This is a genomic window from Flavobacterium magnum, from assembly GCF_003055625.1.
Lineage (GTDB): Bacteria > Bacteroidota > Bacteroidia > Flavobacteriales > Flavobacteriaceae > Flavobacterium > Flavobacterium magnum.
Genome location: NZ_CP028811.1, coordinates 1199399 through 1223010, shown reverse-complemented (window position 1 = coordinate 1223010; position 23612 = coordinate 1199399). Strand labels below are relative to the sequence as shown.

The following is a 23612-nucleotide window of genomic DNA, read 5'->3' as shown; positions in this document are numbered from 1 at the left end:
TAACCGCTTCCGTGCCGAGAAAAGCAATCGATACCAGAAACCCTATGCAAACGAACCAATTGTTACTGATGCGCATCAAATACCGCCTCAAGCTGCTGCTCAGGTCATTGGGGTTTCGCATCGGGTTGGGCAAAAGGTGGCTTGAAAATCGGTACGGGGAAAGAATCCTGGTGTTTCACGGCATCGATACCGTTGGGGAAACGCGTTTCAACAGCCGTTACCTGTCACAGGATTACTTTGAAGAACTGCTGTGTTATTTCAGCAGGCATTTCAACATCCTGTCACTGGAGGATTTCTATGCAGGTAAATTCAGGGAAGGCGTGCTGAACATCGCATTGACGTTTGATGACGGATTGCAGAACAATTTTCAACTTGCTATCCCGCTGCTTAAAAAATACCGTATTCCGGCTACCTTTTTTATCACCGTACCAACGGAACAGGACTTTATATGGCCCGATTTCCTGGACCTTGTAAGTTTTTACACGGACAAGAAAGAAGTAAGATTTCGGGACAAGATCTGGAGACTAAACCGCAAAAGGGAATTCGTATCGGGTGGGATCACCCTCAAAAATTATTGCCGAACCCTCGAACACGAAGCCATCAAGCCTTTATATGGCATTTTCTCCGAAGAATGGAAACAAATTTCACCCGGGCATACCCTGTATTGGAAGCTCCTGTCGGCAGACCAGATCAGGGACATCAGCAATAACGATTTATTTACGATCGGGGGACATGGCGTGAACCATTCCAGCCTGATTCACGTGAGTCCAGTGAGTGTGGCCAACGAAATCGTCACAGGAAAAGCTACCCTGGAGCAGATTACAGGAAAACCCGTTGATGACTTTGCGTTCCCGTTTGGGGATTATAACGACGAGGCCGCAGGTATCGCAATAAGCGCGGGTTACAGCAGGCTGCTTCTGGTAGACAAATTAAAAAACCAGTCGGCACACGGGGCCATGCGGGAGCGGTTCGTGGTAAATCCGTACATTTCAAAAAAACATTTTATCGCCTGCCTGCTCAAAGGGTCATACAGATGAAAACCAGCACTATAAAATCATTTTCGGAAGCCCACCTCAGCGATTTTGCACGGCTGTACCACGCGGTTTACCGTAAAAACATCGCGCCGTCATTTATAAGGGCGAAATTTACCCGGCCTGACTTGGGCGATCGGTTTTTTGGTTTTATTGCTTATGACGGCACTGTACCGGTGTCGTTTTTTGGGGCCGTCCCTGTGCTGATTGGTCACGGAACACAAACCGAGCGGGCGGCTCAGGCCGTCGATGCCATGACCCATCCCCAATATCGTGGCAGGGGGTTGCTTGCCGAACTTGCGAGACTGACGCATGAGGTGTTGGAAAAAAACGGTTTCACGATGATTTTCGGCTTTCCAAACCAAAATTCAGAACACCTCCTGCTCGACACGCTTCATTGGCAATTCAGCCAACGCATGTCGGGATATTATTTCAGGACCGGGAGCGGATTATTCTCCCGAATAATAAACGAGATTCCGATACTCAAAAATGCGTTACGGCGTAAATCCGCAGCACAATTATTGCAATATGTTACAACGGCGCTTATGCCGACAGGTAACGATCGGAGTGCCGTAACGACCGTCCGTGATGCCGTTCATTTTGACTATAAGCGTTTCTCGGGTAATTTTGTAATACAGGCCGGCGGTTGCATCTTCTGGATCAAGAACGGAAAAAAACTGGTGGTTGGTGATTTCGAAGCCGATACTTCCGCAGCATTCCAGCGCGGATTGTCTGCCTTGAAAACCATTTGTAAGAAAGGCGGCGTATCGGAAATCCATTTCCAGGTGACTGCAGGCAGCCGGAAAGATCTCCTGTTGAAATCATTTCCCGGAGCCATGCAATTTGATTCGTGGATCATAGGATACAAGAACTTTAACTCGTCGTTTCCATTGGAAAAACTTGAATTTACGCTGGCCGACGTTGATATATTTTAAAAGACATGTTCCGACTAATCCGATTTTTCGCCAAAAAACAGCCCGAATACGTTCAGGTCGCACTCGATACGGTTCCCGGGAACGAAGCGATTGTAACGATTGACGCAACAGATTACGAGGTGATTTTTTTTAATGTGCTGTACGAGCCGCAGCTGATAGGAATTGTATTTCCCGAATTTGAAGTCACCCCTGAAAGTATGGCCGGCGTCTCGTGTTTGAATATCAAAAATGGCACCATTCGTTTCGACCTTACGTATAACGCAAACATCCGGACTTCGTCAGGGAATATCTTTTTATGCACTGTAAATGACGCCGCGATCCGTACGGGATTATTCGGAAAACGGTACCTGCAGCGGTTCTATGAGAGGGCGCTGGTCAAAAAAAAATACGTCATCGGGACACTCGATATCAGCGTTTACCGAAAGCTGATTGCGTTTTTTTACTATCCGAAACCGGTATTCCTTGTGTGTACCGCCACAACGGAAAATACGAACGCCTTCCCCGTCGATACCTGCCGTAAGGTTTGGGATCATTATATATTCGGGGCACGGAGGTCAAATAACATCATCGGCGGCTGCGCTGTCGGCGATGTGATCATCATCGGTGATGCCGATTTCAGCAAACGGGACATGATATACCAGCTGGGGAAATTCCGCGTGGCGCAGGACGAAATCAAATTCCGCACAGACACAGGTACGGGTATTCCTGTGCCCGAGACCGTTTCGGGTTACGAGGCCGCGCGCATCGTCCAAATTATGGAATACGCTACGCAAAATGTGTATATCGCGGAGGTCGTGTCCGAAAGAACCGTTGTGAATGACGCGCCCGCATTGGCACACATTCACAAATTCTGGTTGACGTCGGAGAAAATGAGGCGGCGATACTCCGTCGTGTAGTCGGTAAAAATGTATCTTTAAAAAATTTATGCCTTGAGGATTATTACAGCATTCAGCGACATCATTTCCGTTATCCCGAAGAACCGCCGCGGGTCTTTTCGGAAATTCGTCTACGCCTCAATAGTGTTCAGTTTTCTTGACCTGCTCTCAGTGGCTTACCTTATCCCTGCCATGCTTTTGCTGCTGGACCGGCAAAAACTGGCCAGCGCCTTTGAGCGGTATGGTATTGATATCAATGTGTTCAGTCCGCAAACGATTGCTGTCACCGTGACGCTGCTCATTGCCATTTACGTGGTCAAAAACATCTTCCAATCCCGCTTTAACACTGCGCAATATCATTTCCTTTACCAGTTGTCGCGCGAACTTTCCGTAGACGCCATAACGCATCATCTTGGCGCCCATTACCCCGAACACCAGCAACAGGGTAAGGGTATTTTCATGCAGCGCATCACAACGGCATGTCGGGACTTTTCCACCAGTTTACTGGCTTCGGTCATGCTCCTGATATCAGAAACATTGACTTTTATTGTAATCCTCTCGGTCATGCTATGCTTTTACCTCGAACTAACCATTTTTACGCTTTTGGGTATCGGCCTCTTCGCCTGGATCATCTACAGTATAAAAAAGAAAGAGATCATAATGATCAATACGCAATACAAGGAGGCTGCTGCCAAAGCCAACGCGGAACTGGTTAATATCATGGACGGCTATGTTGATATACGGATCTCGGGGCAGTCGGCGCAATTTATCGGGCGCTATGCAAACGAACAGCGGCCCCTAGATCAGGCCAGTGCGCTGCTTACTGCCACGTCAGCAAATTATTCGAAATATCTGGAAATTTTCCTGATTGCCGGTACTGCCGCATTGATACTGTACAGCCTGATGATGCCCGAAGGCAAAGATGCATTCGTATTGATTTCGGTGCTGGCAGCGCTCAGCATTAAAATTATCCCATCAATAAATAAGATTTTGAATGCCGTTACGATGGTGAACTCGCACTATTATACTATCAGCCTGCTCAGGCGAAACCAGACTGCCCTAACTGATGCCACCCGTTACGACGGTTTTGATAAAACGATCTCGTTTAAAAACATTGATTTCAGGTACCCGCAGGGAGAGCCCATCCTGAGCAACCTGAATTTCAGCATCAGCAAGGGACAAATTATCGGCATCAATGGGGTAACCGGCTCGGGTAAGACCACCTTCCTTCACCTCGCAGCCGGACTGATCATTCCGGACAGCGGAAGCCTATACCTTGATGACGGCCCGGTCTCCGGCAACCCTTTCTTTTCTTTTACGGGCTACGTCCCGCAACAGCCATTTATTTTCTATGGTACGGTGCTGGAAAATATTACGATGCGGCAGGATGCAGCGCGCATTGATTACGACTACATCGAAATCCTCCTGAAAAACCTGTCTATGGAAATGCTTCATGCGCTTCCCCAGGGGCTGGACACTGTATTACAGCATAATACCGGCAGGCTGTCCGGAGGGCAAAAACAACGTTTGGCATTGATGCGCGCATTGTACGGCAGGCCGCAGTTTCTGATCCTTGATGAGGCGACAAACCAACAGCATGAAGCCATGGAACGCCGCATTTACGAATTCATCCGGCACGTAAGTTCCGCTCAGGACATGGCTGTGCTTACCGTAACGCACAATCCTGATATCGCAGGCTTTTGTGACCGCGTTTACCGTATGGAAAACCAAACGCTAGTACCCTGCTGATACCGTGAAAAAGCTCCTCATCCTTTCTCCCGCATTCCCCAAAGACGACTCTGAAAGTCATGTGATCCCATTCCTTCGGCATGTGTTTCTTGAATTCAGGACGCAATACCCGGATGTTGACATCACGGTGGTCGCCATTCACAAACCGATTTCAGCACCCTACATCTGGCACGGCATAAAAGTGATTCCGTTATTGGGCAATGATGTGAAATATCCCGGAAAAGCCCTGTTTCTGCTAAAAGCCTTTCTTAAGATCAGGCGGTTGCATAAAACCAACAATTATGATGGCATCCTGAACTTATGGTATCATGAATTCAGTGTCCTCACCTCATGGATACATCCACGAACTTTCACCTGGATGTTGGGGCAGGATGTGATGGACAGCAACCTGACACTGCGTTTGTTTACACCCAATCCGGACAAAATAGCCGCATTATCCCACTACAATAACGAAGTTCTGGGGAAAACCACCGGGATAAAAGCGCACAAAATCATTCCGATGGCGATCAATGAAAGTTTATTTCCGGAATTAAATACCAGGGTAAGGACAATTGATATTTTTGGCGCAGGATGGCTCACACCGCTTAAAAATTACCGGCTGTTTGCGGAGGTAATCCTTGAGCTGAAGAAGACCTTGCCGGACATTCGGGCGGAGATTGCCGGAGCGGGTCCTGAGGAAGGCCTGCTCACAGAATTCATCAGGCACCACAATCTTGGGCAAAACCTGAAGCTTACGGGACTACTGACCCACAGTCAGACGCTGGAAAAAATGAATAATGCGACGGTTTTTTTCCATCCGTCTACTTTTGAGGGCGGTTCCACCGTATACTTTGAATCGCTGTTTTCCGGCTGTCAACTCGTAGGCACGCTCCCCATGACGGACAAACCCGTTGAAAATTTTCACTGCATCCAGTCCAAAGACGACATTGTAATCCGTATTAAAAGCTTACTCGAAAACCCGGCTCCTGCAAAACGCGTCACCTATTACCGCATGGCTGAGGTGTGTCGCGACATTTACAATCTTTATTTTTGAGACAAACCGGCAATTGCCATGGCGGTGTCGCGGGCGATGGCCTCAAAGGAGAGGCTGTCCACAAAAGCCTGACGCGTTTCGGCGCGTCGTTGCTCGATACCCGAAGTATCCAATGCCATGAGTTTTTCGAAAAGATCATCCGGATTCCCTGTTTCAAAAATCACGCCTGTCTTTCCGCCGGTCATCCGGATAAAGGCCGGAATGTCGCTCACTATCGGAACGCATCCACACGCCATAGCTTCGGCCATGGCCACGCCACTCCCTTCAGAGTGGGAGCATGAAATAAAGAAATCCGCTGCATTAAACCAGTCTTCAAGCACCGCATTGGGGACTTTCCCTTTGAGGTGCACCTGCGTTCCGAGATCATTTGCATCGATGAATGAAACAACCGTTTGCAGCAGGAGGTCATTCACAAAAAACATGTACAATTCAAACACATATCCGGCCTGCCTGTAGTGCGCCAAAGCCCTGAGCATGCACAATGGATCTTTATTGCTGTCGAGGTTCCCTACCCAAAGGAATGTGAGTTGCTGTTCGTCGATGGCGAGCTGCACACGCGAAGCTGTTTTGTCTTTCATGACAAACGCGGTGGAACATTCCATGACTTCGATTACGCGGTCGGCGCTACTGACGAGGCCCGCTGCTATAAATGATTCCGCCTGCTGCCTGCTCACAAAAAAATAACGATCTGCCAAGGCATAGCATTTTCTCTGGATAAAACGCTTCAGCCTGTTTTCAGAAGGCTCTCCGGCGTGATGCTGTACAATCCATTGGACCTTTCTGCCAAAAACAGCACGCATCAGGTAAAACCGAAACGGGAATGAAAACCCGTGAAACAGGGCCACGGCGTTTTTTTTCGACTTAATGAGGCGATACAGGCGCAACAAATCGGAAAAACGGTATCTGTATAAAAAATAAGGCGGCTTTTCTTCGGCACAGGCACCGAAACGGATTACGGCATAATCAATATTCTTGTCGAGGTAGTCCAGGTATCCCAGGGAGTGTGGCGTAAAATCGATCTCTTCCTGAACTGACTTTATATCCCTGTTGTACACCGATATATCCAGGAAACTATGGTAGTTTTGTGCCATTGGCCAAAATTATGAAAATTATTTAAAATCGTTACATTTGTCAAACCCGACACATTCCCACAATGATTGAAAGAGCACTTCGGTATGCCAATAAGAAACTGCTGCCTGACGACTATCGGTTTGCACCGCAATGGATTGTGCTCGGCGTAAACAATACCTGTAACCTGCACTGCAAGATGTGCGATGTAGGGACACTGAGCCTCGAAACCAATTTTGCGAAAAACCTTGTGGGGACAACCCCGCTGAACATGCCACTGGAACTTTTCGAGAAAATTGCCGACCAGACGCGCCAGTATTTTCCAAAATCGAAACTTGGCTTTTTATTCACTGAGCCGCTTGCCTACCCCCATATTGTCAAAGCCGTGCAATACGCGACCAATCACAATTTGTATACGGCCATCACGACCAATGCGCTGCTGCTGCCCAATAAAGCCGAAGCGCTTGTGAAAGCGGGCCTTCAGGAGATATTCGTCTCGCTTGACGGTTTGCAGGAAACACACAACATGATTCGCGGAAACGACAAGTCGTTCCAGAAAGCGCTCGAAGGGATCCGGAGATTGTTCGATTTTGAGAATCCGCCGAAAGTGTCCATCGTGAGCGCGGTCACCGAGTGGAATTCAGGCAGCCTCAGGGCTTTCGCAGATTATTTCAAGGACCTTCCCTTGCATGAAATCGGCTTCATGCACACACAGTTCGGCGAGCCGTCAATTGCTGCATTGCATAATGAGATTTGGGGACAGCGCTATCCGGCAACCGAATCCAACCTGGACGAAGTCAATCTCGATAACATGGATTTGCCTGCGCTGCTCGAACAGGTTCGTGCGGTCAAGGCGGGAAATTACCCGTTCAGGATTTACTTTTCGCCGGAACTGAACGACACGGACAGCATGGAAACCTATTACCACCGATCGGACGTGATCCTGGGCAAAAGGTGTGAAGCGGTTTACAGCAGCATCATGATCAAATCCGACGGATCAGCCATTCCGGCGCACGGCCGCTGCTACAACCTTCAGGTCGGTAACATCTATAACGATTCGCTCAAAGATTTGTGGAATTCGCCCGTTTTTGGAAAATTCCGCAAAGACCTCAGGGATGCGGGTGGGTTCCTGCCCGCTTGCTCCCGCTGCTGCAGCGCTTTTTAGCCATGAGAAACAAAGTCATCATATTCAACCCCCGGAGTGCCAACGGAAAGCACCGCATCCCGAATTCGATTTTGCAGGTTGGTGCCTCTATTCATGGCAAACACCAGTATGTTTTTGTCGATGGCAATCTCGAGAAAGACCCGTGGCAAACTATAGAGGACTACCTCAAAACCGGTGAATTCAGGTATTTCGGTTCCACGGTGATGCCGGGCCCGCAATTGCGGCAGGCGATTCCGTTTACGAAGAAAATCCGCGAAGCCTATCCTGATGTCATCACGGTGTGGGGCGGCTATTTCGCATCCAACCAATATAAGGTGGCACTCGAATCAGGCGTGGTCGATTATGTAATCAACGGGCCGGGCGACAATACCTTTCCGCAACTGATCTCTGCGATCGAATCGGGCGACACGGACACCATTTTCCTGATCAGGAACCTGATCTATAAAAACGAAAAGGGCGACATTGTTAAAACCGCCGTGGAAGCGTTATTGGATCAGGATACCCTGCCGAAACTTCCCTACGACTACCTGAATTCGTTTTATCCCGTACGCAATTATCTTGCGAAAACCTTCATGGGCCGTAAAACCCTGTCCTATCATTCGAGTATGGGCTGCCCGTTTTCGTGTTCATTCTGTGCGGTTGTGCCGATATTTAATGCGAAATGGAAAGGCATGTCAGCCGCGCGGATCTATGAGGATGTCAAATATTTTAAGGAAAAATACAATATCGACGCCGTCGAATTCCACGACAATAATTTTTTTACGTCGAAAAAGCGTGTGCTTGAGTTTTCCGAACTGATCATGGACGACAACATCAGTTATTGGGGCGAGGGAAGGATTGATACCATTAATATGTATTCCGACGACGACCTGAAACTGATGCGCAGGGCCGGATGCCGGATGATTTTCCTTGGCGCCGAAACCGGCAATGACGCCGTACTCAAACAAATGAATAAAGGCGGTACGCAGACCGGCAGGATGATCAGGGATTTTGTACTGCGCATGAAAAACGCCGACATCATCCCTGAGTTGTCATTTGTCTTGGGCATGCCTGCCGATACCGAAAAGGAAGTGTACGATCAGATCTTATGGGACATCAATTTCATCAAGGAAATCAAGCGCATCAACCCCGATGCTGAAATCATTATCTACCTTTTCAGCCCCGTACCCACGGAAGGTTCTGCACTGTACCGCCAGATTACCGATGCCGGATTTTCATTCCCTGAAACGCTCGAAGAATGGATTTCGCCGAGCTGGGAAAACTTCGATTTGCGCAAAAATCCGCTTACGCCCTGGCTCAAGCCTTACATGATTGATACGATCCGGAATTTTGAAACTGTGCTGAACGGCTATTATCCGACGGTGTCTGATTTTCGGATTAAGGGCTACAAAAGGCATTTGCTGCGCGCAGTCTCAGGCATCCGATATAAAACAGGATGGTATCACTTTCCATACGAAATCAAGGCATTGCAAAAAATCTGGAAGTACCGCCAGCCTGAAATCGAAGGATTTTACTCAGAATGATGCGACAGATTCTAAAGAAAATCCTGAGCCCATTCCTCAAGAAGGCGAGCGCGGTGTACCTCAAAAAGCGCCGAAAATACACTTACAAGGACATTTCCGTTTGGGTAGAGCCCACGGTTTTTCCGCCTTTTCTCACCATCAGCACGCGCATCCTGCTGGATTTCATCGATGGGCTTCCGCAGAAAGACCTGCGCTTTCTCGAACTCGGCTGCGGCTGCGGCATCATTTCTATACTGGCGGCGAAAAAAGGCGCGCGGGTGACCGCGACCGACATCAATGAAATTGCCTTGACGGCTTTGGCACAAAATGCTGCGGAGAACAGTGTAGACGTCGAGGCTGTGTTTTCAGACTTATTTGAAAACCTCAGCGGAAGAGAATTTGACTGCATTATCATCAACCCTCCATATTATCCGAAAGAACCGCAGTCTGTAGCTGAACGAGCCTGGTTCTGCGGAAGCGACTTCAATTATTTTGAAGCACTGTTTGCGCAGCTGCCGGTTTTCTCGACGGCAGAAAACAATATATATTTGATCCTTTCAGAAGACTGCGACCTTCCGACGATCCAATCCATAGCCTTCAAAAACCGGATGGGTTTCGATACTATTAAGGAGAAAAAGGTCGCTGGGGAGAAAAACTACATTTTCAGGATCACGCGCTTATAATTTCCTGGTAGAATCCCGTTGGCGCAGTTCAGTCCTAATGATATTGGTTACGGGCTTGACCTCTTCCTTACTTTCGAGCCTCTCAATCAGCAACCTCGCGGCAGCCTCGCCTATTTCGGGTCCGTGCTGGCTGATGGTCGACAGGCTTGGGGTCATGCGCCTGGACCAGATTCCGTCGGCAAACCCGATTACTGAGAGATCATCCGGAATCCTGATGCCGCGTTTTATTGCCGCTTTCATCGCCATGGTCGACGCATGCTCGTCTAAGGCAAACACGCCGTCGGGTTGCTCACGGTCAAGTAACGTCTCAATCCGCTGATTGAAATCCTCTTCGGTATCCGTACGGATAATCAGGGTATCGCTGGCGTGGGAACCGTTTTTTTCGAGCGCTTCATAATACCCTTTGGCACGCAACTTCCCTACGCTGAGGTTATCGATCGCCGAAAGCAGTGCAATTTTTTTACAGCCGAGTTTCAGCAGATGCTGTGTGGCATGCACCGCAGAATCGAAATCATCTACGACGACCTTGTCGCAATCTACCTTTTCAGCGATGCGGTCAAACATCACAATGGGTGTACCGTCGTTAATGACGTCGACAAAATGCTGGTATTCGTTGAGCTTCTGTGCCTCTTCCGAAACGGAGAGGATAAAACCGTCAATGGTACCGTTGCTGAGCATGTCGAGCGTGTGGATTTCCTTTTCGAGCGACTCGTTTGAAATGCAGGTGATTACGTTATAGCCTTTGGCTTCGGCAACCTTCTCTATGCCGCTGAAGACCTTGGCAAAGAACGCGTTCATGATGTTCGGGATAATCACGCCGATGGTTTTGGTCTTCCGGTTCTTCAGGTTCAGGCCAATGATGTTGGGCTTGTAGTTTTTGAGTTTGGCAAATTCCTGTATCTTGATTTTGGTGGGTTCCGAGATTTCAGGACTGTCATTGAGCGCCTTTGAAACCGTGGAGACGGAGACGTGCAGTTCTTTCGCGATTTGCTTTAAGGTGGCTTTTTCTTTCATCAGTATACGATTATTGGCAGTTCACACAAATATAATGTGAATTATGTAAGGTTTTAAAGTTATTGTGAAACATTCATGCACAATTAATAAACAACTTTACATTACCAAAAAATAACAAAGATTCCAGTAAACAGACGGCAAATTAAATTTCCGGAAAAGTACCGCAAGTGGGGCGGCGGGACCAATTTCGGGTAAAATGATTATTAACCACTATTAAATGTTCATTATGAAAAACACAGTGAAAATCCAGGAAGTAAATCCTTCTTTTACAAACAGGAGGAGTTTCCTGAAGCTGAGTGGGCTTACCGTGATCGGTACAGGCTTGCTGCTCGCCGGGTGTAACGACACCGACGATGACAATGGCAATGGAAATCAAAACCAGTTGCCGGGTTTACGGAACAATGTATTTGATTTGGGAGGCGGCGATTTCGGCGTGCTGACTTATGCCTATGCGCTCGAACAACTTGAAGCAGACTTCTATACAAAGGTAGTCAATGCTTCAGGTTTCAACAGTTTTCCGGATGAAGACCGTCAGGTGCTGACTGATCTTTACCACCACGAGGTGATCCACCGGGAATTCTTTAAGGCTGCCCTGACAGGAAGCTTGCCTGATCCGTCAACGCAATTACTGCCTACGCTGGCCTTTGATTACAGCGGACTGAACTTCAATGACCGTAATGCGGTATTGGCGACAGCAAAAGCGCTTGAAGATACAGGGGTAGCTGCCTACAATGGCGCTGCTAAACAAATCACGGATGTCAATTACCTGTTACTGGCCGGTAAGATTGTTTCTGTAGAGGCAAGGCATGCTTCGGCGATCCGAAGCCTGATCAACCCGAATTCCAATTCGTTTGCCGGCGATGATATCGTCAGCGCTTCAACAGGATTGGACGTTGCCAAAGAGCCATCAGAAATACTTAGTGTGGCCGGAGCTTTCATTACTACGGAATTCACTGCGAATTATTTATAACATTTAAAACTCACGATCATGAATATTATCAAATTTTTAGAGTCATTTACCAATGAGGAAATGATGCGCAGTGAAGGTTCGAGACGCGACAGTTTCGGGCAGTTCGGAAAAATAGGGAAGAATCTTGCGCTGGCAGCAGTGCCATTCGGACTCGCCACCATGTCATCAAAAGCATTTGCGGCAGATATTACACCGACCCCCGCTACGCCAACCGGTGCACTACAATTTGCACTGATACTGGAATACCTTGAAAAAGAGTTTTACATGATGGGCCTTGAATCAGGCGTAATCCCGACGGGAGGCCGCGACGAGAAAGTGTTCATGCAGATTTCTGCCCATGAAACCGATCACGTGACATTCCTGACCAATGCTTTGGGTGCAAGCGCCCCTGCAAAACCTACTTTTGATTTCACCGTCGGCGGGTTGTTCGACCCGTTTAATGACAATGGAATCGGGCAGGCTACGGCATATGCGCAGTTCCTGGCTTTGGCACAGGCATTTGAGGATACCGGTGTAAGGGCTTATAAAGGCCAGGCCGGAAACCTGATCACGCAACCGGATTTACTCACCGCTGCATTGCAGATCCATTCCGTTGAAGCAAGACACGCTTCAGAGGTCAGAAGGCTGCGCGGACTCAAAGGATGGATTGTCGGCAACCAACGTGGTGCCGGAATGCCGGCTGAGACCCAGGCCGTATACAATGGTGAAGAAGTGACCACACAGGCCGGCTTCAATACAGGCGGACCTTTCGGCGCTGATGCGGGAAGCGAAGCATTCGACGAGCCGTTGTCTACACAGCAGGTCGTGGATATTGCCAACCTGTTTATCGTGTAACGAACTGATGTGTCCGGGATTTGGCGTGCATTCCTGATACGCCGACTACAATTCCGCCAACCTATAGCATTAACCATCCGGAAACGGGTGGTTTTTTGTCGTTTTATCGGGAAGGTTTTGTGTTGTTCCAGAGAAGATTACACTTTACAACGAAAACTGAAAAACACTGCCAAAATAATCTTTTACAGACATTTGCATTTAAAATAAATAATTGTACTTTTGCACTCCCTTTATTGGGGATGGAATGTTTAATTAAAATAAATTATTGTGAACACATTAAGTTACAAGACGATTTCAGCCAACAAGGCCACTGTTTCCAAAGAGTGGGTTGTTGTTGACGCTGAAGGGCATAACCTGGGCCGTCTTGCTTCAAAGGTCGCTATGATCCTTAGAGGTAAGTACAAACCGAGTTATACTCCGCACGTAGACTGTGGCGATAACGTAATCGTTATCAATGCAGAGAAAATCAACCTTACGGGTTCAAAAATGGATGACAAAATTTACATGCGTCATACCGGTTACCCAGGAGGTCAGAGAACCTTAACTGCTAAAGTATTACAGCAAAAGAACCCTGCTGCTTTAGTTGAGAAAGCTGTAAAAGGAATGTTGCCAAAGAACAAACTGGGCGCAGAACTTTTCAGAAACCTGAATGTAGTAGTAGGCAGCGAGCACAAACAAGGCGCTCAAAAACCTAAAACTGTTAACCTAAACGACCTTAAGTAATGGCAGTAATCCACAAAATCGGCAGAAGAAAAACTGCTGTAGCGCGTGTTTATGTTTCTGAAGGAACAGGAAAAATCACCGTAAACAAAAAAGAATTCGCAACTTACTTCCCAACGGCAACTTTACAGTACAAGGTATTGCAGCCAATGACCATGACCGAAAACGCTGACAACTATGACGTTAAGATTAACGTATACGGTGGTGGTGTTACAGGCCAGGCTGAAGCGGTACGTATGGCAATTGCAAGGGCAATGTGCGAAGTTGGCGAAGGAAACAGAGCAATCCTGAAGCCAGAAGGTTTATTGACAAGGGACCCACGTATGGTTGAACGTAAGAAGTTCGGTCAGAAGAAAGCCCGTAAGAGATTCCAGTTCTCTAAACGTTAATATTACCTGTCCTGTGCTGAGCGTACAGGGCATCAAGTTCATTAAATTATTAAAAACTAAGTTATTGTTACTATTCCCGCTGAGGCTGGAAATTAGTTTAGCATCTAAATGAAGCCAATAGCCAACAGCTAACAGCTGACAGCTTATGGAACATTGCTAATTCGACAGAACGTAAACTATTACAAATGGCAAACAAAGTAGAAGTTAAAGAATTACTGGAAGCAGGTGTTCACTTCGGGCACATGACCAGAAAATGGGATCCAAACATGGCTCCTTACATCTATATGGAGCGTAATGGTATTCATATCATTAACCTGTATAAGACCGCAGCTAAGATTGAAGAGGCTAACGAAGCCCTTAAGAAAATCGCTGCATCAGGCCGCAAAATCCTTTTCGTTGCGACCAAAAAACAAGCAAAAGACATCGTTGCTGACAAAGCAAAAGCTGCAAACATGCCGTACATCACTGAAAGATGGCCGGGCGGGATGCTGACTAACTTCGTAACCATCCGTAAAGCTGTTAAGAAAATGGCTACTATCGACAGGATGAAGAAAGACGGCACATTCCAGACTTTATCTAAAAAAGAGCGTTTACAGGTTGATCGTCTGCGTGCAAAATTAGAAAAGAACTTAGGTTCTATCGCTGATATGTCAAGACTTCCTGCCGCGTTATTCGTAGTGGATATCAAAGCAGAACACATCGCAATAAAAGAAGCTCAGAAATTAAACATTCCGGTTTTCGCCATGGTAGACACAAACTCCGACCCGCGTGAGGTGGATTATGTGATCCCGGCAAATGATGATGCTTCTAAATCAATCGAGAAAATTTTATCTTTAGTAACTGCCGCTGTAGTTGATGGATTGTCTAACCGTACTTCTGACAAAGAAGAGGCTGATGACGAGACAGAAACTGCGCAGGCTGCACCGGCTGCCGAAGTAGCCGCTCCTGCCGTTGAGGAAGCCCCCGTAGCTGAAACTACTGAGGCTGCCGCTCCTGAAGCTGCTGAGTCAACTGAAGAATAAATCCATTAAATTCCAAAAGTTACATTCCAAGTTCCAAAAGGATCAGCAACTGAAAGTTGATGATTTGATAAAATTGGAATCCGGGATTTAACGATTGGAATTTCTTTTTTTACACAAAATATAATCTTAAAATAAATAAACAATGGCAACAATTACTGCTGCAGATGTAAATAAATTAAGGACAATCACAGGCGCCGGTATGATGGACTGCAAAAAAGCATTGGTGGAAGCTGATGGCGATTTTGACCTGGCTATCGAAAACCTGCGTAAAAAAGGACAAAAAGTAGCTGCCAACCGCTCTGACCGTGAGAACACGGAAGGCGCTGCCGTAGCTTTCGTAAATGCTGATAAAACCGAAGGCGTAGCCATCACACTGAACTGCGAAACAGATTTCGTAGGTAAAAATGAAGGCTTCGTAAAACTGGCGAATGATCTGGCACAGCTGGCCATCCAGTTCGACAATAAAGAGGCTTTCCTTGCTGCCGATTTTAACGGCATCACCGTTGCCGACAAGCTGATTGAGCAAACCGGCGTTATCGGTGAAAAAATTGAAGTAAACTCTTTTGAAAAACTGAGCGGAGCTTTCGTGGGTTCTTATGTTCACTCAGGGAAAATCGCCACTTTGGTAGCGCTTTCTGCTAATGTTGAAGGTGCTGAAGAAGCTGCCCGTAACGTAGCAATGCAGGCCGCTGCCATGTCTCCGATCGCTTTGGACGAGTCAGGCGTTGATTCTGCCGTAATCGAGAAAGAAATCGAGATTGCAAAAGACCAATTGCGCCAGGAAGGCAAAGCGGAAGCTATGCTTGACAACATCGCAAAAGGAAAAATCCAGCGTTTCTTCAAAGACAACACTTTGGTAAACCAGGATTACATCAAGGACGGCTCAATGAGCGTGGCCGCTTATGTGAAGTCTGTTGATTCAGGTCTTACTGTAACAGGATTCAAAAGGGTTGCCCTGGGATAATTATAATTCAAGTTACTTTGAAAGGCATCGGCTTACGCTGGTGCCTTTTTTTATTTGTAAAAGTTGCGAATCGTTGCAATCTTGTCAGTTAGGCCATGCTTAGAATTCCGTACAATGTCTGCAGAGCAAACGTTCCGCCTGGCCCAAGTCGTTACGATTGAAAAACCATGACGCGTTACAAAGCACCCGCTCATGGCCGGTAACGGCGCGTGTCATCAACAGTTAAAATTTTACGATTGATCCGAAAACCGGATCGCCGATAAAATCTGCGGGGTCTCTGAAATCCTGAAATCCAGGCTGAACTGACGTTGCTTTGTGCTGCCAGACACCCGCAGCGTCCCTTTATCTATACGATAATATCCGGTTTGTCCTTTGCAATAACAAAAACGTCCGAACAGCAGCTTTGCGTTCTGCAGCGCAGCCCCTTCCATCACAGTAGCCGTATTCGTATGGACCGATTCAAAAATGATTTCTTCGCGGTACGTCCCATCCTGCACGCCTTCGGGCACATTGCGGGTGTATGTGAGTACATACACATCGGTTGACGGTGCGTCCTGTAGCTGGTAACTCAGGCTGCCGCGTTCGCCTTCGGTAACGACAATAGACTTATTCTGGTATTTGGCAATGGTACATACTCCGTCTTCAGGGCATCCGGATTGGACTGCCAGCGGCCGTGTTGCAGATTGTCTGGCACTTTTCGCCGTATCACAGGAAAACATGGCAGCGCATAGTAATAAGGAAAGGATTTTGTTCATACCTTAAAGATTTTCAGTATTTTGTGGGTTTTAAATGTACAAAAAATAAATTAACAGCCACTCGGGTCAAATTCTCAAAACTTTAATGCACAATTGATATATTTTTTGATACATTTGGAAACTTTTTTACAATCCTTTTAAAACTTTACCCCCTTTTAAGATGAAAAAAATAATACTGTTTTTAATTGCGTTGCTCTTTACCGGGTCGATTTTTGCCCAAAAGAAAAACGCCTGGCAAGCTGCAGATCCGTCCGCTTTTTCGGGACGTGAGACCATACGCAGCGGCGCTTATTCGGAAAACCAGCAGTTCTTCACTTTTGACCTGGCTGCAATGAAAAATATGCTGGCCAATGCCCCTGAAAGGTTTTCCGGACAATCCGGCGTAAGGATCAGCATCCCGACGGTTTCCGGCAACATGGAAGAGTTCCTTGTTTGGGAAAACTCTAATTTCGAGCCGGGACTTCAGGCGAAATATCCTGATATCAGGGCATATATCGGCCGGGGCATCACCGACAATACTGCCAAACTGTATTTCAGCCTAGCGCCGGAAGGAATCCAGACTATGATCCTCAGGGCTGACAAGGGTTCAGAATTTATTGAGCCTTACACCAAAGACCATACATTATATGTATTGTTTGATTCCAATACCCGTCTCAACAACAGCCTTCCGCTGGTTTGCAGTACCGAGGACAAAATCATCAACAAACAAATCAACAGCAACCCAAGTGTCGCGCGATCTAACAATGGCGTGTACAAAACCATGAGGCTTGCTCTTTCCTGTACCGGTGAATATGGCACTTACCACGGCGGTGCAGCAGGTGCATTGGCCGCTATGAATGCGACCATGACGCGCGTGAATGGGGTGTACGATATCGATCTTGCCGTACACCTGAACATGATTGCAAACAACAACCTGATTGTCTACACCAATGCAGCCACCGACGGTTATTCCAACGCTGCCAATATGGACAACTGGAACCTGGAGTTACAGGCCAAGCTGACCTCAATCATCGGAAATGCAAATTATGACATCGGGCACCTGTTCGGGGCTTCAGGCGGCGGCGGTAATGCAGGCTGCATCGGATGCGTATGCGACAACCCGACAAACCAGGTTCCGGAAGGAAAAGGAAGCGGCATTACCTCTCCTGGTGACGGCGTGCCGATGGGAGACACTTTTGACATCGATTACGTAGCACATGAAATGGGTCACCAATTGGGCGGCACACACTCGTATTCGGTAGATTTTGAGGGCTCAGGAACCAATGTTGAGCCAGGCAGCGGATCCACGATTATGGGTTACGCAGGGATTACCGGCTCGACAACGGACGTCCAATTGCACTCGGACGACTATTTCACCTACGCCAATATCATCCAGATCCAGCAGAACCTGGCGACGAAAACCTGCCCGGTTTCGGTGGCATTGAGCAACACCCCTCCGACCGTAGATGCCGGTGCAGACTATACAATCCCTAAAGGAACCCCGTTTATCCTGACTGGCTCAGGAACTGATGCGGAAGGCGACGTACTGGAATACACCTGGGAGCAAAACGACAATTCCAATGTCGCTACGTCCGGCAACTCGAGCATCGCGTCAGCTACAAAAACGGTGGGCCCGACATTCAGGTCATTTTCGCCAACTGCTTCACCGATACGTTACTGCCCCGCTCTTAACAGGGTGTTAAGCAATAACATCACCTCTTCATTTGAATCTGTTTCCAATGTGGCGCGTAACCTAAACTTTACATTAACTGCAAGGGACAATTCACTGAACGGACCGCAGACCAATACAGATGCGATGACCATCACGGTAAGCGCCGCTGCGGGTCCTTTCGCCGTTACAGCGCCTAATTCGGTTATCACATGGCAGGCCGGATCCAATCAGAATGTAACCTGGAATGTAGCCGGAACTACGGCAAACAACATCAATACGCAGTTTGTTGACATTTACCTTTCAACCAATGCCGGACTGACTTTCAACACTTTGCTTGCGAGCCATGTACCAAATGATGGGTCGGAAACCATCACCGTACCCAACACACCGGGAACCAGCAACCGCATTATGGTCAGGGCCAACGGAAACATCTTCTTCGATGTCTCTAACAGCAATTTCGCCATCAGCGCGCCGGTGGCTACGCAGTCCATCGCTTTTACAGGCGATGCAGGAGAACAATATAAAACAGCCTGTGCACAGGACGCGTCCGTAAACTTCATTTTTGATTACTTTACTTTAGCCGGTTTTTCCGGAACAACAACATTTAGTGCCACAGGAAATCCTGCCGGCAGCACGGTAAGCTTCAACCCGACGTCAGCCACGGCCAATGGCGAAATCACGATGAGCATCACCGGACTGGCCAACAGCGCCGCAGGCACTTACCCGATTACGGTAACGGCCACATCGGGAGCCGTCACCAAGACTGTAAACTTCTATCTGCAGGTGCAAACCATCGTTACTCCCGTAGCGACAACTTCACCGGCAAACCTTGCGGTAGATCAGCTGACGGACCTCGCGTTTAGCTGGCAAACGTCTCCTGAAGCCGTATCTTACGTATTCGAATTGGCTACAGATGCTAATTTTACTAACGTTATCGATACTCAAAACATAGAATTCGCTTATTATGTTGCGCATGGCCTGATGGAAAATACTGACTACTACTGGAGGGTTGCCTCTGACAGTGGACAATGCAGGAGCGCCTACAGCCCAGTGAGCAAATTCACCACAGGAAGTTTCGATTGTAACGATTATAATTCGACCACTCCGGTGGCAATTGGAACAGGAGGTAACATTACAATCAACTCCCCGCTGACAATCACTGACAATGTATTGATCAGGGATCTCGACGTGACGGTTGACATTACCCACAGCTGGATCAGCGATCTGAGGGTTTCTTTGGTTAGCCCAAGCGGAACCGTCCTGACGATGATTGCCAATCAATGTAACGTAAATCCCGGTGTTCCGAATATGAGCGCGACCTTTGACGATTTCGGATCAACGTTGGTTTGCGGCACCGATCCTGCGATTGCCGGTACATTGAGGCCATTGAATCCTCTTTCAACATTTAATAACCAATCCGCACAAGGTACATGGACATTACGCATCCTTGATAACCAAAGTGGCGATGGCGGAAGTCTTAATTCATGGAGCATGAAAATATGTTCAGCCACACCGCTGGGCATTGAGGACAAGCCGCTGTTTAATTTTGCCGTTTACCCTAACCCGAACAACGGAAGCTTCACCGTACAATCGGACAAGCTGACTTCAGACAAAATCAATATGATGGTGTACGACATCCGCGGCAGGGTGATTTTCCAGAAGGACTTTGCCGGCAGTGCCAACTTTAACGAGACGGTCCAGTTGGATAACGTCCAGGCCGGAGTATACCTGTTGTCAGTTGCTGACGGACAGAATAAAGAAGTAAAAAGAATTGTGGTGCAATAACCCGCGATTTACCAATATTGAAAAAGGGAAAGCAATGCTTTCCCTTTTTTATTTCCCATTGTAAGTGGTCATCGTATTTTCTAGTCCGGCGGTTCCAAACGACCGTACAGCGTCGGCCGACATTTTAAGCCTTTCAGGCAATTTCGCCTTTTCGGCATCGTCCCACTCGCCCAGGACGTAATTTACCTGCTGCCCTTTCTTGAATTCGTCACTGATGCCGAAACGGAAACGCGTATAATTTTGCGTGTTCAAAACCTGGTTGATACTTTTCAATCCGTTGTGTCCGCCGTCGCTGCCTTTCGGCTTGATGCGGATGGTGCCGAAAGGCAGGTTCAGGTCATCGGTAATCACCAGGATATTTTCCAAAGGGATGTTTTCCTTGTCCATCCAGAACTTTACGGCTTTGCCGCTCAGGTTCATATAGGTATTGGGTTTCAGCAAAAAATAAGTCCGCCCCTTGAATTTATATTCGGCCATCGTGCCCAGCTTCACCGTGTCAAAAGAAAGCGATTCCTCCCTGGCTAAAAAGTCCAATACCTTAAATCCAATGTTATGGCGGGTATTCACATATTCGGCCCCGATATTGCCGAGGCCTACAATAAGGTATTTCTTCATGGGATCAATAAATTCTTTCTTAGTTGATGAAAGTAAGTTGGAAATCCAGTTCATGCTGCAAAGGTAAATGAATTAATGAATTTGACAATTCGCTGATTGCCCAGCCCCGATTGCAACGGAAATCCTTTTTGTTTTTTCTTTAAAAACAAAAAGATTGCAGTGGAAAGCGGGAATCAGCTCCAAAAAAAAAGCACCGGTTTCCCGATGCTTTTCCATAATATGTTGAAAAGATTATTTTTTCTTTCCTTTTGCAGGTGCTCCTTTTGCTGCTTTTGCTGCTTCCTGAGCCGCCTTCATCGCCGCACGCGAGATACGTACCTGAGCTACCACGGTGTTATCCGGATGCATCAGTTTGTAGTTGTCAGCAGCCAGTTTGGTAACGTACAATTTGTTACCCATTTCAAGCGGCGTGATGTCTGCCTCTACGAAATCCGGAAGGTTTTTCGGCAAAGCCTTCACTTTCAAACGACGTTGGTTCAGACGCAATACCCCTCCCAAAAGTACACCAGGAGATGTTCCTGTTACTTTCACCGGAACTTCCATGATGATTTCCTTGTCATCTTTCAGTTGGAAAAAGTCGATGTGCAGGATTTTGTCAGACACAGGGTGCATCTGGATGTCCTGCAGTACAGCATCATACGTTTTCCCACCCAAATCAATCACAACAGTGTGTGCGTTCGGAGTGTAAACGAGGTTCTTGAATTCTTTCTCTTCAGCTGAGAAATGAACTGGCTGACCTCCTCCGTATAATACGCAAGGAACCGCTCCAGCATTACGTACGGCTTTGGTCGCTGCCTTGCCCACGCTTTCTCTTTCTGATCCTTTAATTGTAATCGATTTCATTGTAAAAATATATAGTTAATAATAAAACTCTTTGTTGACAGTTAACGGTTTAAGGTTAACAGTTTGGGCGTTGCCTTTGGCCCGGGCTTTCCGTTTCAATCTTTTTTTGCAAAAAAGGATTTCCACTACAATCCCTAACGCAGTCCCCTCTTACATGAGGAATTTTCCGCTGATCGAGTTGTTCTTCTGCACCATCTTCATCACATCGGCAAACAGCTCGGCACAGGTTACGACCCTTATTTTCGGCGATTGCTTCTTCAACGGAATCGAATCGGTGACAATCAACTCGCTCAGCTGCGACTTTTCAATCTTATCGTACGCCTCACCTGACAAAATCGCGTGCGTACAAATCGCCCTGACGCTTAACGCGCCTTTTTCGATCATCAGGTCCGCGGCTTTCGCCAATGTGCCTCCCGTATCAATCATGTCATCCACCAGGATGACGTTCCTGCCTCTCACCTCCCCGATGAGTTCCATCGTATCGATGATATTGGCCGCTTTCCTTTGCTTGTAACAAATCACCACGTCGGATTCGAGAAATTTCGAATAAGCATATGCCCTTTTCGAACCACCCATATCAGGCGACGCGATCGTGAGGTTTTCCAGGTTCAGGCTCCTGACATACGGCAGGAAAATGGTCGAGGCAAACAGGTGATCCACCGGTTTCTCGAAAAAACCCTGAATCTGGTCTGCATGCAAATCCATCGTCATGATCCTTGTGGCGCCCGCAGCATCAAGCAAATTGGCGACCAGCTTTGCCCCTATCGGAACACGCGGCTTGTCTTTCCGGTCCTGCCTTGCCCACCCGAAATACGGGATGACGGCAGTGACGTGCCTGGCTGAAGCCCTTTTGGCTGCGTCAATCATCAGGAGCAGTTCCATCAGGTTGTCCGCACTTGGAAAGGTCGAACAAACGATAAACACGCGCAATCCCCTGATCGACTCTTCATACGAAGGCTGGAATTCCCCGTCACTATATTTAGAGAACGTAACTTTTCCCAGTGGCACCCCATATTTCTCGGCAATTTTCTCAGCGAGATAGGTGCTTTGTGAACACGCAAAAATTTTTGCTTCCGGTTCCTGGTGTGGCATTGTATTTAGGTTTTTCCTCCGATGTATCCTACGCGGCCTGCCCCTGTTTTTACTCAAAGCGCAGACGGCGTATAAATGCCTCGGGTGTAGTTAGTTAGTTGTGTGCCGCCTTAGCGAGGTGCAAATTTAGAAATAAAATCGGAGTAACGAAGTATATTTTTCAGTAATTTTTGCTTGCAATACAGATTATTTTTTACATTTGCACCGTGTTAGAAAAGCAGTAAGCCATTTTACTGTTTTCGCGTACATATCGATTGGTTCGATATTGTCTTCAACTGCCCGGATGGCGGAATTGGTAGACGCGCTGGTCTCAAACACCTGTGGGAAACCGTGCCGGTTCGACTCCGGCTCCGGGTACTTAAGCTCCTTGTAACGAGGAGCTTTTTTTATGCACTTTTTTTAAATCAGGAATAGCGCAGAGGACGCAAACTTCCAGAGGTTCGACTCCGGCTCCGGGTACTTTAAGCTCCTTGTAACGACGCGCTTTTTTTATGCAATTTTTTTAAATCAGGAATAGTGCAGAGAAGGCAAACTTCTAGAGGTTCGACTCCGGCTCCGGATAATTAAACTCCTTGTAACGACGCGCTTTTTTTATGCAATTTTTTTAATCAGGAATAGTGCAGAGGAGGCAAACTTCTAGAGGTTCGACTCCGGCTCCGGGTACTTTAAGCTCCTTGTAACGATGCGCTTTTTTTATGCAATTTTTTTAAATCAGGAATAGCGCAAATGGAGCAAACTTCTGGAGGTTCGACTTCGGTTCCCGGCACTTAAGCCCCTTGTAAAAAGGAGCTTTTTTATCCATTTTTTTGTCTTGAATAGTTCACGGGAAGCAAACGTCTCAAGGTTCGCCCTGTTTCCCCAATCCGTGCAATTGAGGAATGTTAATTAATATGCATAAAATATCAAACAGGAGTTAA

21 protein-coding genes and 1 tRNA gene are annotated in these 23612 nt (G+C 47.3%); 16 read left to right on the top strand and 6 right to left on the bottom strand.

Features of this window, described 5'->3' with window-relative positions; translation table 11 throughout:
• The first annotated feature begins 44 nt into the window (after positions 1 to 44).
• From HYN48_RS05050 to HYN48_RS05030, 5 genes are read left to right on the top strand one after another with little or no spacing between them, the layout of a single operon-like run.
• Positions 45 to 1037: a polysaccharide deacetylase family protein gene (locus HYN48_RS05050; RefSeq protein ID WP_108370089.1), complete on the top strand. Its 993-nt coding sequence runs from the start codon at positions 45 to 47 to the stop codon at positions 1035 to 1037.
• A complete protein-coding gene (locus HYN48_RS05045) occupies positions 1034 to 1966 on the top strand; it encodes a GNAT family N-acetyltransferase (RefSeq protein ID WP_108370088.1) in 933 nt (310 codons plus the stop codon). The genes HYN48_RS05050 and HYN48_RS05045 overlap by 4 nt, the downstream gene beginning before the upstream one ends.
• A 5-nt stretch (positions 1967 to 1971) precedes the next feature.
• Entirely contained in the window at positions 1972 to 2862 is an 891-nt protein-coding gene (locus tag HYN48_RS05040) for a hypothetical protein (RefSeq protein WP_108370087.1), read from the top strand.
• Positions 2863 to 2895: 33 nt separating this feature from the next.
• A complete protein-coding gene (locus HYN48_RS05035; RefSeq protein WP_108370086.1) occupies positions 2896 to 4590 on the top strand; it encodes an ATP-binding cassette domain-containing protein in 1695 nt (564 codons plus the stop codon).
• Positions 4591 to 4594: 4 nt separating this feature from the next.
• On the top strand, positions 4595 to 5623 hold the full coding sequence (locus HYN48_RS05030; protein WP_146171726.1) for a glycosyltransferase: 1029 nt from the start codon (positions 4595 to 4597) through the stop codon (positions 5621 to 5623).
• On the opposite strand, the gene HYN48_RS05025 is transcribed toward HYN48_RS05030, so the two are convergent.
• Positions 5614 to 6714: a glycosyltransferase family 4 protein gene (locus HYN48_RS05025; protein ID WP_108370084.1), complete on the bottom strand. Its 1101-nt coding sequence runs from the start codon at positions 6712 to 6714 to the stop codon at positions 5614 to 5616. The genes HYN48_RS05030 and HYN48_RS05025 overlap by 10 nt on opposite strands.
• A gap of 62 nt (positions 6715 to 6776) precedes the next feature.
• Here HYN48_RS05025 and HYN48_RS05020 point away from each other — a divergent pair, with 62 nt between their 5' ends.
• Genes HYN48_RS05020 through HYN48_RS05010 form a run of 3 tightly spaced genes read left to right on the top strand, consistent with a single transcriptional unit; the run spans position 6777 to position 10041 of the window.
• On the top strand, positions 6777 to 7856 hold the full coding sequence (locus HYN48_RS05020; protein ID WP_108370083.1) for a radical SAM protein: 1080 nt from the start codon (positions 6777 to 6779) through the stop codon (positions 7854 to 7856).
• A gap of 2 nt (positions 7857 to 7858) precedes the next feature.
• On the top strand, positions 7859 to 9379 hold the full coding sequence (locus tag HYN48_RS05015) for a B12-binding domain-containing radical SAM protein (RefSeq protein WP_108370082.1): 1521 nt from the start codon (positions 7859 to 7861) through the stop codon (positions 9377 to 9379).
• Entirely contained in the window at positions 9376 to 10041 is a 666-nt protein-coding gene (locus tag HYN48_RS05010; protein WP_245945989.1) for a methyltransferase, read from the top strand. Before HYN48_RS05015 ends, HYN48_RS05010 begins: the two co-directional genes overlap by 4 nt.
• Here HYN48_RS05010 and HYN48_RS05005 read toward each other — a convergent pair.
• Positions 10036 to 11055, bottom strand: a complete 1020-nt coding sequence (locus HYN48_RS05005) for a LacI family DNA-binding transcriptional regulator (RefSeq protein WP_108370081.1) — start codon at positions 11053 to 11055, stop codon at positions 10036 to 10038. The genes HYN48_RS05010 and HYN48_RS05005 overlap by 6 nt on opposite strands.
• Before the next feature lie 226 nt (positions 11056 to 11281).
• Here HYN48_RS05005 and HYN48_RS05000 point away from each other — a divergent pair, with 226 nt between their 5' ends.
• The 6 genes from HYN48_RS05000 (at position 11282) to tsf (ending at position 15954) form a co-directional block, all read left to right on the top strand.
• Positions 11282 to 12025, top strand: a complete 744-nt coding sequence (locus tag HYN48_RS05000) for a ferritin-like domain-containing protein (RefSeq protein WP_108373378.1) — start codon at positions 11282 to 11284, stop codon at positions 12023 to 12025.
• Between the two features lie 18 nt (positions 12026 to 12043).
• Positions 12044 to 12859: a ferritin-like domain-containing protein gene (locus HYN48_RS04995; RefSeq protein ID WP_108370080.1), complete on the top strand. Its 816-nt coding sequence runs from the start codon at positions 12044 to 12046 to the stop codon at positions 12857 to 12859.
• Between the two features lie 267 nt (positions 12860 to 13126).
• Positions 13127 to 13582 (top strand): 50S ribosomal protein L13, encoded by a 456-nt coding sequence (rplM, locus tag HYN48_RS04990; protein ID WP_108370079.1) that lies wholly within the window; start codon positions 13127 to 13129, stop codon positions 13580 to 13582.
• Complete coding sequence (rpsI, locus tag HYN48_RS04985) at positions 13582 to 13968, top strand: 30S ribosomal protein S9 (protein ID WP_108370078.1); 387 nt, start codon at positions 13582 to 13584, stop codon at positions 13966 to 13968. The genes rplM and rpsI overlap by 1 nt, the downstream gene beginning before the upstream one ends.
• A gap of 185 nt (positions 13969 to 14153) precedes the next feature.
• Positions 14154 to 14990 (top strand): 30S ribosomal protein S2, encoded by an 837-nt coding sequence (rpsB, locus tag HYN48_RS04980; RefSeq protein ID WP_108370077.1) that lies wholly within the window; start codon positions 14154 to 14156, stop codon positions 14988 to 14990.
• A gap of 142 nt (positions 14991 to 15132) precedes the next feature.
• Entirely contained in the window at positions 15133 to 15954 is an 822-nt protein-coding gene (tsf, locus tag HYN48_RS04975; RefSeq protein WP_108370076.1) for a translation elongation factor Ts, read from the top strand.
• A gap of 230 nt (positions 15955 to 16184) precedes the next feature.
• Here tsf and HYN48_RS04970 read toward each other — a convergent pair whose 3' ends face one another.
• Positions 16185 to 16709, bottom strand: a complete 525-nt coding sequence (locus tag HYN48_RS04970) for a hypothetical protein (RefSeq protein ID WP_108370075.1) — start codon at positions 16707 to 16709, stop codon at positions 16185 to 16187.
• Positions 16710 to 16869: 160 nt separating this feature from the next.
• Between HYN48_RS04970 and HYN48_RS04965 the strand changes: the two genes are divergently transcribed.
• Positions 16870 to 20145 (top strand): zinc-dependent metalloprotease, encoded by a 3276-nt coding sequence (locus HYN48_RS04965; RefSeq protein WP_108370074.1) that lies wholly within the window; start codon positions 16870 to 16872, stop codon positions 20143 to 20145.
• A gap of 48 nt (positions 20146 to 20193) precedes the next feature.
• On the opposite strand, the gene pth is transcribed toward HYN48_RS04965, so the two are convergent.
• The 3 genes from pth to HYN48_RS04950 form a co-directional block, all read right to left on the bottom strand.
• Entirely contained in the window at positions 20194 to 20760 is a 567-nt protein-coding gene (pth, locus tag HYN48_RS04960; protein WP_245945988.1) for an aminoacyl-tRNA hydrolase, read from the bottom strand.
• Between the two features lie 231 nt (positions 20761 to 20991).
• Complete coding sequence (locus HYN48_RS04955; RefSeq protein ID WP_108370072.1) at positions 20992 to 21603, bottom strand: 50S ribosomal protein L25/general stress protein Ctc; 612 nt, start codon at positions 21601 to 21603, stop codon at positions 20992 to 20994.
• A gap of 150 nt (positions 21604 to 21753) precedes the next feature.
• Positions 21754 to 22695: a ribose-phosphate pyrophosphokinase gene (locus tag HYN48_RS04950; RefSeq protein WP_108370071.1), complete on the bottom strand. Its 942-nt coding sequence runs from the start codon at positions 22693 to 22695 to the stop codon at positions 21754 to 21756.
• A gap of 277 nt (positions 22696 to 22972) precedes the next feature.
• On the opposite strand from HYN48_RS04950, the gene HYN48_RS04945 reads away from it, so the two are divergent.
• Positions 22973 to 23052 (top strand) — tRNA-Leu (locus tag HYN48_RS04945).
• Positions 23053 to 23612 lie beyond the last annotated feature (560 nt).